This is a genomic window from Dyadobacter subterraneus, from assembly GCF_015221875.1.
GTDB classification, from domain to species: Bacteria; Bacteroidota; Bacteroidia; order Cytophagales; family Spirosomataceae; genus Dyadobacter; species Dyadobacter subterraneus.
This window is the reverse complement of the sequence record NZ_JACYGY010000001.1, coordinates 2863801-2881650: the sequence shown is the minus strand read 5'-3', so window position 1 is coordinate 2881650 and position 17850 is coordinate 2863801. Positions and strand designations below refer to the sequence as shown.

The window sequence follows — 17850 nt, the reverse complement described above, 5'->3', positions numbered from 1 at the left end:
TAAGACAAAGTAACAACACCTTGCCATTTCGGGTTCGCTACTTTCCGGATTGTCCGAAAACTGTTTTCAAAATATCACTTACTCTGGCAACCGGATCCTTTCTGATTTTCTTTTCTTCCTGCGCAATTAACGTGTAAAGTCCGTCGATTGTTTTTTGCGTCGCATATCCTTTCAGATCAGGATTTACTTTTTTCACCAACGGAATTTCGTTGTAAGTTTTAACAAGATCCGCATAATACTGCGTCGCTTTATTCAGATTCAATGTGCTGTCAACAACCGGAAAAAAGGTATTGTACAAATCCTGGTTTGTCGTTTTTTGAAGATATCTTGTTGCAGCGTCATCCTGTCCTTTTAATATGCTAAGTGCATCCGTAATTGTCATGGACGTGATGGCTTTGACAAAAATTGGTTTGGATTTTTTAGCGGCATCTTCGGCAGCACGGTTTAAGGAAAGTGTAAATTTATCAACTTCTTTACCTAATCCAAGTTTGCGAAGCGTTTCAGCTACTTTTTGCGCTTCCGGCGGCACAACAATTTTAATCAGTTCATTCTTGAAAAATCCATCTTTCTTGGATGCTTCGGCGGATCCGTTGCTTATTCCGACAGTTAATGCTTCTTTTAAACCTTTTACAATATCAGCGTTTGATAATGATGTTGTTCCTTCCGTTTTTTTAAATGAGTCCAATACCTTTCCGAGATTGAACTGAGCCATTGAAGCACAGCTACATGAAATCCATAAAAAGATAATTAACGGTATTTTACGATTCATTTGGGTTACTCTGTTTAATTCACACTATGTTTCAAACGTAATCAATAACAATTAATTTTACTTAATTTTGGAAAAATAAACGGTTCAAATCATTCAAATTCGCATTTATGAATCCCATTATCAGGGCGGAAATAATTACCATTGGTGATGAAATTCTTTTTGGACAAATCACAGATACAAATACGCAATGGATTGGTGCTGAGCTTACTGGAATTGGAATTCGTCCGGTGAGGAAAACTTCGGTCGGCGATTTACAGGAAGATATCATTGCAGCCCTGACAGAAGCAAGTCAAAGAGTGAACGTTATTATTGTAACCGGCGGTCTCGGTCCGACAAAAGATGACATCACAAAACATACTTTTTGCAAATATTTTAATACCGAATTAAAAATAAATGAAGACGCTCTGGCGCTTGTAACAGATTTTTTTGCCAAAAGAGGCAGAGAAATGACAGAGCTGAACAGGCAGCAGGCGGCGCTTCCGGAAAACTGCACTTATATCCCAAATCTCTGGGGTACTGCACCCGGTATGTGGTTCGAAAAAGACGGCGTGATTTATGTTTCGCTTCCTGGTGTGCCTTATGAAATGAAGAGCCTGATGACACATGCGATTCTGCCAAAATTGAAGGAGCAATTCGTTTTTAATATCATCACACATAAAATAATCCGTACGATTGGAATCGGTGAATCCTTTTTAGCTGAAAAAATTGCTGATTGGGAAGATGCCTTGCCATCCCATATCAAACTTGCTTATCTTCCTCATTTTGGTCAGGTAAAACTGAGACTCACAGCAACCGGAGATAATCAGGAAATATTGGACGCAGAATTAAAGGAGCAGGTTGACCAACTTGTCCCGATGATTCAGGAACATATTTTTGGATATGACGCAGACGAACTGGAAACTGTAATTGGAAAACTGCTTGTTGAAAACAACGCGACCGTTTCCACAGCCGAAAGTTGTACCGGTGGTTTTGTGGCGAATCAGATTACAAATGTGCCGGGTTCATCACAATATTACGAAGGTTCGATCATCAGTTACAGCAATGCAATAAAAATGCATATCTTGGGTGTTTCCAGAGAAACGCTGGAAGATTTTGGTGCAGTAAGTGAACAAACTGCACGGGAAATGGCAGAAGGCGCGCGTAAAAAATTAAATACAACTTACGCAATTTCCACAACAGGCATTGCAGGGCCGGACGGCGGAACACCTGAAAAACCTGTTGGAACTGTCTGGATTGCCTGTGCAACACCAAAGGAAACAGTTACTCAGCTATTAACTTTAAGAAACGACAGAAAAGTAAATATTGAGTTGACATCGAGCTACGTTTTAAATTTGTTGAGAAAAACTATTTTGAAAACCGAAGCCGAAAAAATCAAAAATTAACGACCAGAAAATTTAGATCATTCATAATATCGCGGGGTTGGGTTGTGGAGATGAAATATAGAAAAATATGAAAATAGTTGAAATGTTAATGCCCGCTTTGGGCGAGAGTATTATGGAATGTACCGTGTTGACGCTGCTAAACAAAGCAGGCGATTCAATAACGGCTGACGATTCTGTTCTGGAAGTGGCCACGGATAAAGTGGATACGGAAGTTCCCTCGCCCTATTCCGGTGTGTTAATCGAATGGCTTGTAAAAGAAGGCGACGTAGTTGCTATTGGAAGTCCGGTGGCCAATATTCAGGTTGATGAAGGGGATGAAACTCCGGATGATTCTCCAAAAGCAAGTTTTGATGATCCCGATTTTGATGCTGTTGCATTTCTTGAAAAAGATATCCATAATGCAGTGCGCAAGACTTCTGAAACAGTTGAAGCAGAAATCCTTTTGAAAAGCGGTTCAGAGTCAAGTACATTTTATTCTCCGCTTGTGTTAAGTATTGCACGTGAAGAGAATTTAAGTGCTCAGGAATTGGCCAGTATCCAGGGAACTGGTGCGGAAAATCGTGTTACAAAAAATGACATTATTTCCTATCTGACAGACCGGACCAATACTAAAAAGGAAATTATTCAGCCGGCACCTGTTAAAGCGACTTCTCTGAACGGTTCGTCAGAAATTATTGAAATGGACCGTATGAGGAAGATGATTTCTTCCCGTATGAGTGAATCCAAACGCATTTCAGCTCATGTTACTTCTTTTATAGAAACTGACATGACAACAATTGTAAAATGGCGGGATGCGGTTAAAAATGATTTCAGAAAAAAATCAGGTGATAGTATAACCTTTACTCCGATTCTGATCGAGGCTGTTGTAAAAGCGATCAAGGATTATCCGCTGATCAATATTTCTGTTGAAGGTGATAATATTATCAAAAAGAAAGACATCAATATTGGTATGGCTGTGGCGTTACCAGACGGAAACCTGATAGTTCCCGTGATTCATCATGCTGATCAATACGATCTGGCTGGTTTGGCGAGAAAGGTGAATGAGTTGGCAAAAAGGGCACGTGAAAATAAACTGAAAGCGGATGATCTTGCCGGCGGTACTTACACGGTTTCAAACATTGGTGCTTTTGGAAATTTAATGGGAACGCCGATTATTGTTCAGCCGCAGGTTGCGATTATGGCTTTTGGAGCAATAAAAAAGAAACCTGCCGTTATAGAAACTTTGCAAGGAGATTTAATTGGAATCAGAAGTCTGATGTTTATTTCTCATTCTTATGACCATCGCGTTGTTGATGGCTCACTTGGCGGTATGTTTGTCAAACGGGTTTCCGATTATCTTGAAAATTTTGATGCCCATAGAACGCTCATTTAAATGCTGAGACTAACTTTGGATATGGATGATGTGATGGCCGACACACATGAAAAACTGGCCGATATCGTACTCAAAGATTTCGATACAACTTTGAACAAGCTGGATTTTGAAACAAAATCTTTGAGAGAATTACTTCATCCGAAACAGTTGACGCGGTTAAACAGAATTATGAATGAGCCTGGTTTTTTTGCCGATATTCCGGTCAAAAAAGACGCACGGGAAACGATATTGAAACTGTCAAAATTCTATGAGATTTATGTAGCCACAGCGGCTATGGAATTTCCGAATTCGTTTAAAGACAAATTTGACTGGCTGCAAAAACATTTCAATTTTATTCCATGGTCCAATATTGTTTTTTGCGGGCATAAGAGTATCATTCATTCTGATTATCTAATTGATGATCATGTGCGAAATCTGACGGCTTTTAAGGGTGAAGGAATTTTGTTTACAGCACCGCATAACCTTTCTGACAAAACATTTCGGCGTGTGTCGAACTGGCAGGAAGTTTCCGAATTATTTTTACCCAATAAATGAAATTACTACTGATAGAAGATGAACCTAAAACCGTTCAATCCCTTAAACAGGGGCTTGAAGAAAATGGTTATGAGGTTGATATTGCATACGACGGCCTGATTGGAAAACAATTGGCTAAGAAAGGCGGCTATCAGTTAATCATCAGCGATATCATTATCCCTGGAATCAACGGCATAGAACTTTGCAGGGAACTGCGTCATTCAGGTGACGAAACGCCTATTTTAATGCTGACAGCGCTTGGTTCAACCGATGATAAAGTAACGGGGCTTGATGCTGGAGCGGACGATTATCTTGTCAAACCTTTTGAATTTAAAGAATTGCTTGCGCGTGTCCGCGCACTAACAAAACGCGGCTCAACGATTTCTCAAACTGCGCAGATTTTACGTTTTGCGGATATTGAAGTTTCAATGGATGCAAAAACTGTTCACCGATCCGGAAATAAGATTAATTTAACTGCGAGAGAATTTAATTTGTTGGTATATCTGATCCGGAATCAGGGGCGTGTTGTGTCAAAAGTTGAAATTGCGGAACAGGTTTGGGATATCGGATTTGATACGGGCACCAATGTGATTGAGGTTTACGTCAATTATCTTCGTAAAAAAATTGATAAAGATTACCCGGTAAAACTGATCCACACGCAGTTCGGAATGGGCTATGTGCTTAAAATAGAGTAAATTATGCAAATCCGTACCCGACTTACGATCCAGTTTTCCCTGCTTGTAAGCGGCATTTTATTGGTTACGTTTTTTGCGATTTATTATTTTACCTATAATAATGTTACAGAGGATTTTTACGACAGGTTGCGTTCAAAAGCAAAATCCACTGCCGAGCTATTATTAAAAGTTCCTCAGGTAAATACCGAAGTGCTGCGGGCATTGGAAGGCTCAAACCGCGACCTTATCTACAATGAAAATATCCTGATTTTTGATGAAAAAAACAGGCTGATCTACACCAATACCAACGCAGTTACCAAATCAATTCACGTCTCAAATTACTGGCTGGATGAAATCCGGAAATCCGGGGAAATCCGTTATACGGATGGGGATTATAAGGTTGTAGGATTGTATTACAAATATCCTTTCAACCGGGCTGTGGTTATGCTCGGTGCCCAGGATTTATATGGACAAGCCAACTTGTCCAATTTAAATACACTGCTGACTGTGCTGTATCTTATCGTAACAGCCATTGTAGGACTTGCAGGCTGGGTTTTCGCCAAACGTGCGCTTCGTCCTATTTCAAAGGTTATGAATGCCGTGGAAGGAATTTTACCGCAGAAGCTTGATACAAGACTGGAAATCCCAAATCAGAGAGATGAAATAGGCCGTTTGTCGACAACATTCAACAAACTTTTGGATCGGATTGAAACGGCTTTTCAGATGCAGAAAATATTTGTGGCCAATGTTTCGCATGAGCTTAAAAATCCTTTGACTAAAATCAGATCGCAACTCGAAGTGAGTATGCTCAAAGAGCGTAGTTCCAAAGATTATCAGATAACAATTCAATCTGTGCTTGAAGATGTTCAGGAACTGGCACAGCTTTCCAATACCTTACTCGAACTTGCCAAAGTGAGTGAAGATCAGCGGGATCTTTTAACGGAAATCGTAAGAATTGATGATTTGCTTTGGGATTGCAGGCAAAGTCTTGGACAGGCTAATCCTGCTTATAATATTCAACTCAATCTGGATGAGCTTCCGGACGATGATACATGGTTGGAAATCGCTGGAAATTCAACGTTATTGAAAACTGCATTTCTCAACTTAATGGATAACGCATGCAAATTTTCAGAAAATCAGACTGTGAGAATCACCTTACATGCCTCTTCCAATAAAATGAATTTACGTTTTGAAGACAGTGGCAAGGGAATTCCCGTTCAGGATCAGAATCTTATTTTCCAACCTTTTTATCGTGGCGACAATACTGCTAATGTAAAAGGTTACGGCATCGGACTTTCCCTGGTTGAACGTATTGTTAAGCTGCACAATGGCTATGTCTCCATTCAAACAAACCAACCCAAGGGAACAACCTTCATTATAGATTTTATTCGCCTCTAAGCAAATTCTAATTTATCCTTAAGTTCATCTTAAGCATTACGTGTTTTATTTGTATTGTTCTTTTAAGCGTCAGACCTTATTCATCGAACGCGTAAAATTAGATTTCATTTTTTGTGGTGTTAATAAGCAAACTTGGCAGGTGTCTCTCACACCTGCCAAAGTTTTTTGTGACCAACCATAAATTTAATTCCACGGGTTAACTCATAACTAAACTGCTAGTAATAGTTACGTTATCAATATATTCACAACAAAAAAGGCCGTGAACAACTGATTGTTCACGGCCTTAATTATAGATTTATTATCATTTATACCTTTTTACGAATTTCAATAATTTTAAGCTTGTTCAGCATTTTAATTACCGGATAAGTTGGATCAACTTCAAACCATTTAGAACCGAAGTTGATAGAATTCGGGCGTTTGTGGTGATTGTTCTGGAACAACTCTCCCATCATAAGAAAATCAAAAATCAGTGAGTTTTTAGATTTATCCTGATTGTCAAAATTCTGATAGCCATATTTGTGACCACTCCAGTTAACAATAGCACCGTGGATCGGACCCATTAAAAAGTGTATCGGCAAAAGGAAAAAGAAAATCCAGTGCATATCAAGATATACATAGGCTAAAATATAAAATGCTGAATACAGAATTGCCCAGCCTGCTCTTGAAGCCCACGAATCTCCCAGTTTTTCAATAAAATTCCACTCAGGATAATTACGTTCAAATTGCGTTTCTATCGCTCTTTTACGGTTTAATACGGCATTGTAAATGTCTTTTGTCTCCCACATCATGGTAAACACATTTTTAGTGTGATGCGGAGAGTGCGGATCTTTTTCGGTATCACTGAATGCATGGTGCATACGGTGAAGTATGGCGTAGGCACGAGGACTCAAATAGGACGAGCCTTGTGACAGGTATGTTAACAGATAAAAAAACCGCTCCCATGGCTTGCTCATGATAAACATTTTATGAGCGGAATAACGGTGCAAAAAGAATGTTTGACAAAAAAGAGACAAGTACCAGTGTACAACAAAAACGGCAAGAACTATATACATGAAAAGGTCTGATTGTTAAAAACGGAATTATTATTACAAATTTAAATGTAAGAAGGCAGAATTCCACCATCATTACCGGTTAATTTGCGGACTTATTTATATTCATTCTATAATATTCCTAAATTGCTATTTCGAACTTGGAAAAATTACAAAATCGTGAATGCATAATCGAGCAGGTTAGCTCCCATTTGTAAAGCCTTCCTGCGTAATTCTTCGGGGTCTTTATACACGCTCTGATCCTCCCAGCCATTGCCTAAATCGCATTCATAGGAATAAAAGCATAATAACCTTCCTTGATAAATTAATCCAAAACCTTGCGGTGACTTCCCGTCATGCTCATGCACTTTTGGCAAGCCATTAGGAAAATCATATTTCAGGTGATAAATCTGGTGATCAAACGGAAGTTCAACAAAAGACAATTCCGGAAAAACTTTTTTCATTTCACGACGAATAAACGGATCAAGTCCATAATTATCGTCGATATGCAAAAAACCTCCTGCAAGTAAATAATTTCTTAAATTTCTGGCTTCGGCATCTGTAAAAACAACATTTCCATGACCCGTCATATGCACAAACGGATAAGTAAACAAATCCGGGCTTCCGACTTCAACAACATCCTCAACCGGATTAATATTCATTTTAAGTTCTGAATTACCAAACCGGATCAGATTGGGGAGCGATGTTTTATTTGCATACCAGTCGCCGCCGCCGCCATATTTTAATTTAGCGATTTTTAAAGAAGACTGAGCCTGGCCGCTTATTACAGAAGCAAGTAAAACAATTATCAAAAACGATTTCTTCCAAATGCTTTTTATCATAATAACCCTATGAAATATGAAGTGTCAGATCCAGTGCAATACTGTTCAAAGTAATTCTGCCAGATTAATCGCGTGACATCCAGCAACGGCTGCTGTCTCGGTTCTTAATCTGGTTGCTCCCAAAGAAACGGCTTCAAAGCCATTGTTTGTTGCTAATATAACTTCTTCCGGTGAAAAATCCCCCTCAGGCCCAATCAATAATACTGTATTCGATTGTTTCTTTACCTTTTTTATAACATGTTCCGTCAAATGATTATCAGGAACGTAGGCAATCAGGCGCGTTCCCTGTTCACATTCCTTTATAAACGAATTAAAATCCGGAATCAATCTTATTTCCGGCATATAATATTGTTGTGACTGTTTCATAGCCGAAGCGGCAATTCTGTTCAGGCGCGTCATATTCACAACACGTGATACCGTTTCACGATGCGTGTGTTCGGTTACAACAAAATCAATGCGCTCCACACCCATTTCTGTCATTTTTTCAACCATCCATTCATTCCGTTCCGCTTTTCGCGTTGGTGCTACTGCAATGTGTACAGTAAATGATCTTTTTGGTATAAAATTCGATTCGACAGCTTCATATGTAACATTTCTTTTGCCCACATTTAACCGGCATTTTCTTAGAAGCCCCTTACCGTCAGTCACATAAATAATATCTCCCGAAGTCAGTCTCAAAACCTTTGTACAATGCCGGGACTCTTCTTCGTCCAATTCAAAAACCTTTGGATCAGGCTGAAAAAATAAATGCATAATCTAATTTAATTTTCGGAAGCAATAGCGCCGATTTATTTTTCAAAAATAGCTAATAATTATGTAATCACTTCATACTCAAAAAGTGACTATACCAAGATTTGGGGAAAAATCATCTGAAACCTGTTTTTTGTATTTTTTTAATTTTTTTAAAAATATTTATTAATATAAACCCTAAATATGACATAATTACATAATTGCGTTTTGAAAGGTTTAATTTTAAATCTAAGCTGATTTTATAGAAATAGTACATTAATTACTGAAAATACTACCATGCTCGCAATTTTATTCTGTATTAGATTAAATTTTATTAGATTTTATTTTTTAGAAATACATTTTAGCATTAATATTGTGTCGTAATATTAATTCGTCACCACTTTATCTAGTATTATTATGTCAAAATCTAAGCTGGAATACATTTGGCTGGACGGCTATAAGCCAACCCAAAGTTTACGCAGCAAAACCAAAATCGAAAGCGACTTTAGTGGTAAACTTGAAGATTGCAGCAATTGGTCGTTTGATGGTTCATCTACCGAGCAAGCATCTGGAGGATCTTCTGACTGTCTCTTGAAACCTGTTTATATTGTTCCGGATCCACAACGTAAAGACGGATACCTTGTAATGTGCGAGGTTCTTAACGCTGACGGAACTCCTCACGTTTCAAATGGCAGAGCTACAATTGAAGATGATGACAACGATTTCTGGTTCGGTTTTGAACAGGAGTATTTTCTTTGGGATATCGAAACTAATAAACCATTAGGTTTCCCTGCAAATGGCTACCCAGCACCACAAGGTCCTTACTATTGCTCAGTAGGCGCTCAAAATGCATACGGACGCGAAATTATCGAAGAACACCTTGACGCTTGTATCGAAGCAGGTCTTAACATTGAAGGTATCAATGCAGAAGTTGCTGCTGGCCAGTGGGAATTCCAAATGTTCGCAAAAGGAGCAAAACAAGCCGGAGACGAAATCTGGTTGGGACGTTACCTTTTGGAGCGTATCGGTGAAAAATATGGTGTTTCTATCAACTGGCACCCAAAACCACTTGGAGCTCTTGACTGGAACGGAAGCGGAATGCATGCTAACTTCTCAAACAATGTATTGAGAACTGCTGGCAGCAAAGAAACTTTCGACAAAATATGCGAAGCTTTCCGTCCTGTTGTTAAAGAACATATCGAAGTTTATGGTGCTGATAACCACCTTCGTTTGACTGGAAAACATGAAACTGCAAGTATTCATGATTTCAGCTATGGTGTTTCTGACCGTGGTGCTTCTATCCGTATCCCGGTTCTGGTTCCTCAAAGAGGATGGAGCGGATACCTTGAAGATCGTCGTCCAAACTCTGCCGCTGATCCTTATAAAGTAGCAGCTCGTATTATCAAAACTGTTAAAGGAGCTGTTTAGAAAATAGTTATTTTACGGTAACAATAAAAAAACCACCTTATGGTGGTTTTTTTATTGTTATAATATCATGAAAAAATTACTCTTCGTCCTCAGTGGTAAAAGAATACACATTGGTATCCAGCTGCAAGCGCCCTGAGTTATAACGGATAATGAAATCGTTAATCACTTTTTCATTAATCTCGGTTTTGTTCAAACCAACTTCCAGACCAATTCCGTATTCAAATTTATCGTCAACTTCAACATGCTCACGAACGGTAATCTCTTCGTTTTCTTCAATTTCTTCTATAAATTCAGTAAGCAAAATTTCAGCTTCTTCATCCTTATCGAAATCCACCACATCATTTTCTCCTCTTTCGTCGGGAGAAATGTAATCAGGCATTTGAAGTTTTAATCTTTCCAAAGCCGCGTCATACACCAATGTAGAGTGGTGCAATCTCAAAGTATAAATTAATAAATCATAAACCACCTCTTTATCTTTGTAATAACCTACAAACTGAACGTGGGCATGTTCATTATTTTCTTCTTCTTCGTCTTCGAACTCGTCTGTCACGTACACAAAGTTCAATCGTTCAGCTTTACATTCCCGTTTAAGCTGTGCAATTTCTTCTGGATCGAATCCCGGATTCATAGTTTTGATTTGATTATTGTTTTAAAGCAATGGTAAAAATAATTATTCTAAAAATAGCATTTCCCTGTATTTGGCAAGCGGCCAGTCTTCATCGTCAATCAGTAATTCCAGTTTGTCAACATGGTATCTGATTTCGTCAAAATAACCTTTTACAGTTGAACCGTAAAAACGGGCACGTTCCAATAAATCTTCAACATTATTAGCCGTCTTCCGACTTTCTGTCATTTCATGTACCAGTTTTTTGATAACCACCACATGTGAAGAAATATCCTTGATTATTTCCTTTATCGGTTCTGCTTCTTCCAACATTTCCAGATCCGTCAGCGCTCTGGCCGTTTGTGCAAGTTTAAACTGATACTTTACAACTGTTGATACGACGTGATTCAAAGCAAGGTCACTGATAACCCTGGATTCTATCTGTAATTTCTTAACGTAATTTTCAAGTTCAATCTCGTACCGCGCATGCAACTCTCTGGACGACAGTACGCCCATTTTTTCAAAAGCCTTAATGGTACTTTCCGTTACATAAGCGTAAAGTGCGTCATAAGTTGCACTGATATTACTTAATCCTCTTGTCTTAGCCTCTTCAACCCATTCTTCCGAATAACCGTTTCCTTCAAACAGTATTTTTTTCGATTCCTTAAAATATCGTTTAAGAATGGCCACAGTAGCAACTTTCTTTTCTTCCCCCGCATTAAGCCTCTCGTCCATTTCCTTCTTAAATTCCATCAGCTGATTCGCAACAATGGTATTAAGAACGATCATCGGTGAGGCACTATTCAATGCGCTGCCGACAGCCCGGTATTCGAATTTATTTCCTGTAAAACAGAAAGGAGAAGTTCTGTTTCTATCTGTATTATCACGCTGCAAGTTAGGTATTCTGGTGATTCCCAACTTGTAATAAAAATTTTCGCCTTTTTCCAGCGTAATTTCCCCCTTATTAACCAATTCTTCAAGCATATTGGTTAATTCTCCACCCAAAAATACGGAAACTATTGATGGCGGCGCCTCATTTGCCCCCAAACGGTGTTCATTTCCTGCGGATGAAATGGATGCACGCAACAAATCTGCGTGATCATGTACCGCTTTTACCACATTAAGCAAAAACGTAAGAAACCGAAGATTCTCTTTTGGTTTTGTTGTTGGTGCCAGCAAATTAATACCTGTGTCCGTAGATAGCGACCAGTTATTATGTTTTCCGCTTCCGTTTATTCCTGCAAAAGGTTTTTCATGAAACAAAACCTGGAAATTATGTTTCTCACCAATTTTCTGCATCAGATCCATCAACAAAGCGTTATGGTCAATGGCAAGATTTACTTCCTCAAAAGTCGGCGCGCATTCAAATTGTCCGGGTGCCACTTCATTATGTCTGGTGCGAACCGGAATTCCAAGTTTTAAAGCTTCGAATTCAAAATCCACCATAAAGGCATTAACTCTCGGCGAAATCGATCCAAAATAATGATCATCCAATTGCTGACCACGTGCCGGGCTATGCCCAAAAACTGTTCTTCCTGTCATCAATAAATCCGGTCGGGCATAATACAAAGCCTTGTCAACCAGAAAATATTCCTGCTCAATGCCAAGCGTAGGCGTTACTTTATCAACATCACGATTAAAAAACTGACAAACAGAAGTTGCAGCTTTATCCAGCATTACTAGCGAACGAAGCAAGGGAGCTTTATAATCCAGGGCTTCACCAGTGTAGGAAATAAAAACGGACGGGATACACAAAGTTTTTCCTCCTGCCCCATTGTCCATCAAAAATGCTGGCGAACTTGGGTCCCAGCCTGTATATCCGCGGGCCTCAAAAGTAGCACGCAGGCCACCGCTTGGAAATGAAGATGCGTCAGGCTCCTGTTGTACAAGGGCGCTGCCTTTGAATTTTTCGACGGCTTTTCCGTCAATTGTTAAATCGAAAAAAGAATCATGCTTTTCTGCTGTACTTCCGGTTAATGGCTGAAACCAGTGTGTATAGTGGGTTGCGCCCTTAGAAATCGCCCAAGATTTCATCGCTGCGGAAACTTCTTCGGCAACTTCTCTGTCAATAGTCGATCCTGAACGTATTGCATTTGATATTTTAATATAAGCTTCCTGAGAGAGTAAAGTCCTCATCACATCATCGCTAAAAGTATTGCTTCCATATAAGTCAGCAACCTTTTCAGTTGGAGGTGTTAGTACGGGAGCAACGCGGCTCAGTGCAATCTCAAACGCTTTGGAACGAAATGTCATAAGTATGGTGAATTAATAGTATTTCTTGCCAAAATTATTTATTTCGGAATACTAAGTACCAAAACTGCATGAATTTTTCTGATTTTTCATTTTATAAGTTACAACAAGTCTCAAATTCAAGATATTTTTTTGATTTTTGCAATTTATTCCCCTAACATGCTGAAAAGAATCCGATTTCTGGCTTTGTACGGGTTGAGCTGGATATTGTTCTTTCAACTCTTCCGCATCATTTTTTTTGCTTATCATTTCAAAAAGTCGATTGATCTTGGCGGCTATCTTCTTGTCCAGAGTGCGTTGCACGGATTGAGAATGGATATTTCTTTTGCAGGATATATCCTGATGATACCCACATTACTCATGGCCCTCAGCAGTATTAAGTGGAAATGGTATCAAAATTTCTTACGCTGGTATAGTGCCATTGTGGCCTTTTTAATGGTTTTGCTCACCGTTTTTGACCTGGAATTATTCCGGGCCTGGGGTTTCAGGATTGACGCATCCTCACTTATATATTTAAAAACGCCAAAAGAAGCTTTTGCTTCGATGGGCGCTGCGCCTGTTTTCCCCCTTCTGATTATATTTGTTTTGCTTCTGATTCTGGTGACTAAAAGTTTGTTTACCATTCAAAACAGAACAATACCCTACTTCTCAGGCTCCTCGCCGATTTTTACGGCTTTACTTTTTGTGTTTCTGGCTGCCACACTGATCATACCAATTCGCGGAGGTTTTAATTTAGCACCAATGAATGAAAGTGCTGTATATTTTTCCAATAAAAGTTTTGCCAATTACGCAGCTGTAAATGTACCCTGGAATTATAGTCGCTCGCTGCTTCATGACGGTTTTAACAAACGCAACCCTTTCAATTATTTTCCTGATGAAAAAGCAAAGGCAACTGTTACGTCGTTGTATTATAAAGGAAAGGAACACGAACAATTAATTGATACGGTCCATGCTCCTGTTAATGTTATCATAATTATCTGGGAAAGTTTTACGGCCAAAGTCGTTGAAAAATTAAACGGCGTTCCGGGCATCACGCCACAATTTAATGCGCTTACAAAAGAAGGAATTCTTTTTACGAACATGTACGCCAGTGGGAACCGGAGCGATAAGGGAATGGTAGCGGTGCTCAGCGGATATCCTGCCCAGCCGACAACCTCAATCATAAAAATTCCAAACAAAACAGTTTCGCTTCCTTCCCTGCCGAGAGAGTTCAGGGATTTTGGTTACAATACGTCTTTTTACTATGGAGGAGAAACGGAATTTGCGAACATGAAAACGTATTTCATACAACAGGGATTTAATACCATTGTTGACAAAAACGCATTTGATGAAGCTGATATGAATTCAAAATGGGGTGCACATGATCACGTGGTTTTGAATAAATTTCTGTCCGATATTGATCAAAAAAAACAGCCATTCTTTACAACGCTTTTTACACTAAGCAGCCACGAGCCCTTTGAAGTCCCTGTAAAAACGGTTATTCCCGGCAATGATCCTGAACATTTGTTTTTAAATGCGCTTCATTATTCGGATGCTTCAATTGGCGAATTTATAAGAAAAGCCAAAACAAAATCCTGGTGGAATAATACGCTGGTTGTCATTTTAGCGGATCATGGACATCCCCTGCCTGAAAAACCGGCTTCGAAACCCAATGAATTTCACATTCCCATGTTATGGCTTGGCGGTGTTTTGAAAAAAAAGAATATCCAGGTCGACACATTATGCTCACAGACAGATTTGGCCGCGACCTTACTCAACCAATTAAATTTGCCTTCAAATACATTTAGCTGGAGTAATGATATTTTTATGAAAAAACGCACTCCATTTGCTTATTTCGCATTTATGAATGGCTTGGGCTGGATACGTCCAAACGGATTTATTATCCGGGATAACATTGGAGGAAACATTACTGAGAAATCAGGAAATCTGAAACCGGTGGAAGTTGACTACGGAAAGTCCTATTTACAAGCTTCTTTTGGTGATTATTTGAAGCGTTAAGCGGAAAAAGTGTAATTTTGCACTCTTATTGTCACTACTATGAAAAAAGTCGCTTTTTATACGCTGGGTTGCAAACTGAATTACTCCGAAAGTTCCTCCATCGCAAGGATGTTTGAAGACAAGGGTTATTCGAAAGTTGAATTCAACGATAAGCCGGATATATTTATCATCAATACTTGCTCTGTGACGGAAAATGCGGATAAAAAATGCCGCAAAATCGTTCGTGAAGCACAAAAAATAAATGCTGATGGCTATGTGGCCATTATTGGCTGTTATGCTCAGCTAAAACCTGCCGAAATTGCGGAAATCCCTGGGGTTGATGCCGTTTTGGGTGCAGCAGAAAAATTCCGGCTGGTTGAGTTATTGGATACTTTTGAAAAAGAGCCAGTCAACCAAACCGCAAAAATTCTTGCTTCTTCAATTGAAGATGCGGTTGAGTATCATACTTCTTATTCACTTAATGACCGTACCCGTACATTCCTGAAAGTTCAGGATGGCTGTGATTATCCTTGCGCATATTGTACCATTCCTTTGGCGCGTGGCAAAAGCCGTTCCGATACAATCGCTAACATTGTGAAAGCGGCGGAAGAAATCGCGGCAAGAGATGTAAAGGAAATTGTGCTGACAGGCGTGAATATCGGTGATTTTGGTATTCAGAATGGCGAGAAAAAAGAAACGTTTCTGAATTTGATCAAGGCTTTGGATGAAGTTGAAGGAATATCAAGATTCAGGATTTCTTCAATTGAACCAAATTTATTGACTGATGAAGTTATTGAATTTGTGGCGCAGTCGAAACGTTTTGTTCCACATTTTCACATACCGCTTCAATCGGGTTCAAATAAAGTTTTGTCGCTGATGCGCCGGAGATACCGGAGAGAATTATATTTTGAACGTGTGGCAAAAATAAAATCCTTAATGCCAGACTGCTGTATTGGTGTTGATGTAATTGTAGGACACCCGGGTGAAACACATGAATTATTTTTGGAAAGCTACCAGTTTTTAAATGAACTGGATATTTCTTATCTCCACGTTTTCACATATTCGGAAAGAGAAAATACTTTGGCAGTAACGATCAAGCCGGTAGTTCCGAAATCAGAAAGAGCAGAACGCTCTAAAATGCTTCATATACTTTCTGAAAAGAAAAAGAGACATTTTTACGAATCCCAGATTGGTAAAACCGGTACTGTTTTATTTGAAGACGAAATTCAAAACGGACAAATGCTTGGTTTTACAGAAAACTATATCCGGGTTGCAGTGAAGTATGATCCGCTTCTGATTAACGAAACAAAAGAAATTCAGTATATAAACCTGAATGAATCAGGATTGATGGAAGTAATGGAATCTGAAAATTATGAACCGGCACATTAGCTTTTAGCGAACAGTTTTAATGCTCGCAGTTCAGCTCCGAATTCCTGGTTTTCGTTTGAAATTATTTCAGAAAGCTTTGTAACAAAAATCGCCTGGCAGAATATCCTGCCAGGCGATTTTTTATGTTTTGAATTCTTATGCTTCAACAAGGAACTCGTCATGCTGACTGATATCCAATCCAACTTTTTCGTCAGATTCAGATACACGAAGTGGCAGGATAAGATCTGTGATTTTGATAAGAAGGAATGAACCTCCGAATGCGAAAACAGATACACCAACCAAAGCAATTACGTGATTGATGAAAAGAGTAGTTTCACCGAAAGCAAGACCTTGGTCAGTAACCAATGGGTTAACAGCGCTTGTTGCAAAAATACCTGTCATCAACATACCAACCATACCACCAACACCATGGCAAGGGAATACGTCAAGTGTATCATCCAAAGTTGAACGTGTACGTAGGTGAGCAACGTAGTTACTGATACATGCAGCAACCGCACCGATGAAGATAGACGAAGGAACCGTTACGAAACCAGCAGCAGGTGTGATAGCAACAAGACCTACAACAGCACCGATACAGAATCCAAGCGCTGAAACTTTTTTGCCTCTTGCAACATCAAACAATACCCAGGCCAAACCAGCAGCACCAGCAGCCGTGTTAGTAGCAGCGAAAGCCGAAACAGCCAAAGGAGAAGCAGTTAAAGCAGAACCGGCGTTGAAACCGAACCATCCAAACCAAAGCAAACCAGTTCCTAAAAGAACGTAAGGGATATTTGCAGGAGGCAACACGTGCGCTTCAAGTACAGATTTACGTCTTTTCAGATACATTGCACCAGCCAAAGCAGCCCAACCAGCAGACATGTGAACTACCGTTCCACCTGCAAAGTCAAGAACACCCATTTTGAACAGGATACCATCTGCATGCCATGTCATATGGCAAAGCGGAGCGTAAACGAACACACAGAACAAGATCATGAAAAGAACATAAGAGCGGAAATTAACACGCTCAGCCATAGAACCTGTGATAAGTGCAGGCGTAATAACAGCAAACTTCATTTGGAACATCGCGAACAAAGCGAAAGGAATTGTTCCGAAAGCAGGACCATCCAAGACTCCTTTGAACATAAAGTGAGTCGTTGGGTTACCGATAAACCCTCCAATATCTTCACCAAAAGCAAGACTGAAACCAACTACAACCCAAAGAACGCTAATAACGCCCATTGCAATAAAACTTTGAAGCATTGTGGAAATAACATTTTTGTTATTAACCATTCCTCCATAGAAATAAGCTAAACCGGGAGTCATTAACAGTACCAGTGCGGATGATACCAACATCCAGGCGATATCGCCCGAATTTAAGCCCTCAGTGACAATTTTGGTAGGCACGCTAGGAACAAAAGCTCCCAGCAGAGCAATTACCAGTAAAATAATCAGTGGTAAATAATTACGTTTTTCCATTGTTTTGTAGAGATTTCGATTGTTTTTGATTTAAGAAGGT

At 39.4% G+C, this 17850-nt stretch carries 15 protein-coding genes; 8 read left to right on the top strand and 7 right to left on the bottom strand.

Translation table 11 applies throughout. The features are described 5' to 3' along the window. Positions 1–37 precede the first annotated feature (37 nt). Complete coding sequence (locus IEE83_RS11810) at positions 38–769, bottom strand: DUF4197 domain-containing protein (RefSeq protein ID WP_194120777.1); 732 nt, start codon at positions 767–769, stop codon at positions 38–40. 107 nt (positions 770–876) lie between these two features. On the opposite strand from IEE83_RS11810, the gene IEE83_RS11805 reads away from it, so the two are divergent. From IEE83_RS11805 to IEE83_RS11785, 5 genes are all read left to right on the top strand, one after another. Then, complete coding sequence (locus IEE83_RS11805; RefSeq protein ID WP_194120776.1) at positions 877–2151, top strand: competence/damage-inducible protein A; 1275 nt, start codon at positions 877–879, stop codon at positions 2149–2151. A 67-nt stretch (positions 2152–2218) separates the two neighbouring features. Continuing rightward, positions 2219–3523, top strand: coding sequence for a dihydrolipoamide acetyltransferase family protein (locus IEE83_RS11800; RefSeq protein ID WP_194120775.1), 1305 nt, complete (start codon positions 2219–2221; stop codon positions 3521–3523). Beyond that, a complete protein-coding gene (locus tag IEE83_RS11795) occupies positions 3524–4057 on the top strand; it encodes a 5' nucleotidase, NT5C type (protein WP_194120774.1) in 534 nt (177 codons plus the stop codon). Further along, on the top strand, positions 4054–4731 hold the full coding sequence (locus IEE83_RS11790) for a response regulator (RefSeq protein WP_137342906.1): 678 nt from the start codon (positions 4054–4056) through the stop codon (positions 4729–4731). Before IEE83_RS11795 ends, IEE83_RS11790 begins: the two co-directional genes overlap by 4 nt. A 3-nt stretch (positions 4732–4734) precedes the next feature. Continuing rightward, on the top strand, positions 4735–6108 hold the full coding sequence (locus tag IEE83_RS11785) for a sensor histidine kinase (RefSeq protein ID WP_194120773.1): 1374 nt from the start codon (positions 4735–4737) through the stop codon (positions 6106–6108). A gap of 305 nt (positions 6109–6413) precedes the next feature. On the opposite strand, the gene IEE83_RS11780 is transcribed toward IEE83_RS11785, so the two are convergent. From IEE83_RS11780 to IEE83_RS11770, 3 genes are all read right to left on the bottom strand, one after another. Continuing rightward, complete coding sequence (locus IEE83_RS11780; RefSeq protein ID WP_194120772.1) at positions 6414–7160, bottom strand: acyl-CoA desaturase; 747 nt, start codon at positions 7158–7160, stop codon at positions 6414–6416. Positions 7161–7306: 146 nt separating this feature from the next. Beyond that, complete coding sequence (locus IEE83_RS11775) at positions 7307–7978, bottom strand: DUF4159 domain-containing protein (RefSeq protein WP_194120771.1); 672 nt, start codon at positions 7976–7978, stop codon at positions 7307–7309. A 45-nt stretch (positions 7979–8023) separates the two neighbouring features. Next, a complete protein-coding gene (locus IEE83_RS11770; RefSeq protein WP_194120770.1) occupies positions 8024–8731 on the bottom strand; it encodes an RsmE family RNA methyltransferase in 708 nt (235 codons plus the stop codon). Between the two features lie 393 nt (positions 8732–9124). On the opposite strand from IEE83_RS11770, the gene IEE83_RS11765 reads away from it, so the two are divergent. Further along, entirely contained in the window at positions 9125–10135 is a 1011-nt protein-coding gene (locus tag IEE83_RS11765) for a glutamine synthetase beta-grasp domain-containing protein (protein ID WP_194120769.1), read from the top strand. A gap of 76 nt (positions 10136–10211) precedes the next feature. Here IEE83_RS11765 and IEE83_RS11760 read toward each other — a convergent pair whose 3' ends face one another. Continuing rightward, on the bottom strand, positions 10212–10763 hold the full coding sequence (locus IEE83_RS11760) for a hypothetical protein (protein WP_194120768.1): 552 nt from the start codon (positions 10761–10763) through the stop codon (positions 10212–10214). Positions 10764–10805: 42 nt separating this feature from the next. Further along, positions 10806–12992 (bottom strand): glutamine synthetase III family protein, encoded by a 2187-nt coding sequence (locus IEE83_RS11755; RefSeq protein ID WP_194120767.1) that lies wholly within the window; start codon positions 12990–12992, stop codon positions 10806–10808. Between the two features lie 156 nt (positions 12993–13148). On the opposite strand from IEE83_RS11755, the gene IEE83_RS11750 reads away from it, so the two are divergent. Further along, on the top strand, positions 13149–14987 hold the full coding sequence (locus tag IEE83_RS11750) for an LTA synthase family protein (RefSeq protein WP_194120766.1): 1839 nt from the start codon (positions 13149–13151) through the stop codon (positions 14985–14987). A gap of 39 nt (positions 14988–15026) precedes the next feature. Beyond that, positions 15027–16355 (top strand): tRNA (N(6)-L-threonylcarbamoyladenosine(37)-C(2))-methylthiotransferase MtaB, encoded by a 1329-nt coding sequence (gene mtaB, locus IEE83_RS11745; protein WP_194120765.1) that lies wholly within the window; start codon positions 15027–15029, stop codon positions 16353–16355. Positions 16356–16490: 135 nt separating this feature from the next. Here the strand turns inward: mtaB and IEE83_RS11740 are convergent, their stop codons facing one another. Beyond that, a complete protein-coding gene (locus IEE83_RS11740; RefSeq protein ID WP_194120764.1) occupies positions 16491–17810 on the bottom strand; it encodes an ammonium transporter in 1320 nt (439 codons plus the stop codon). Positions 17811–17850: the final 40 nt, after the last annotated feature.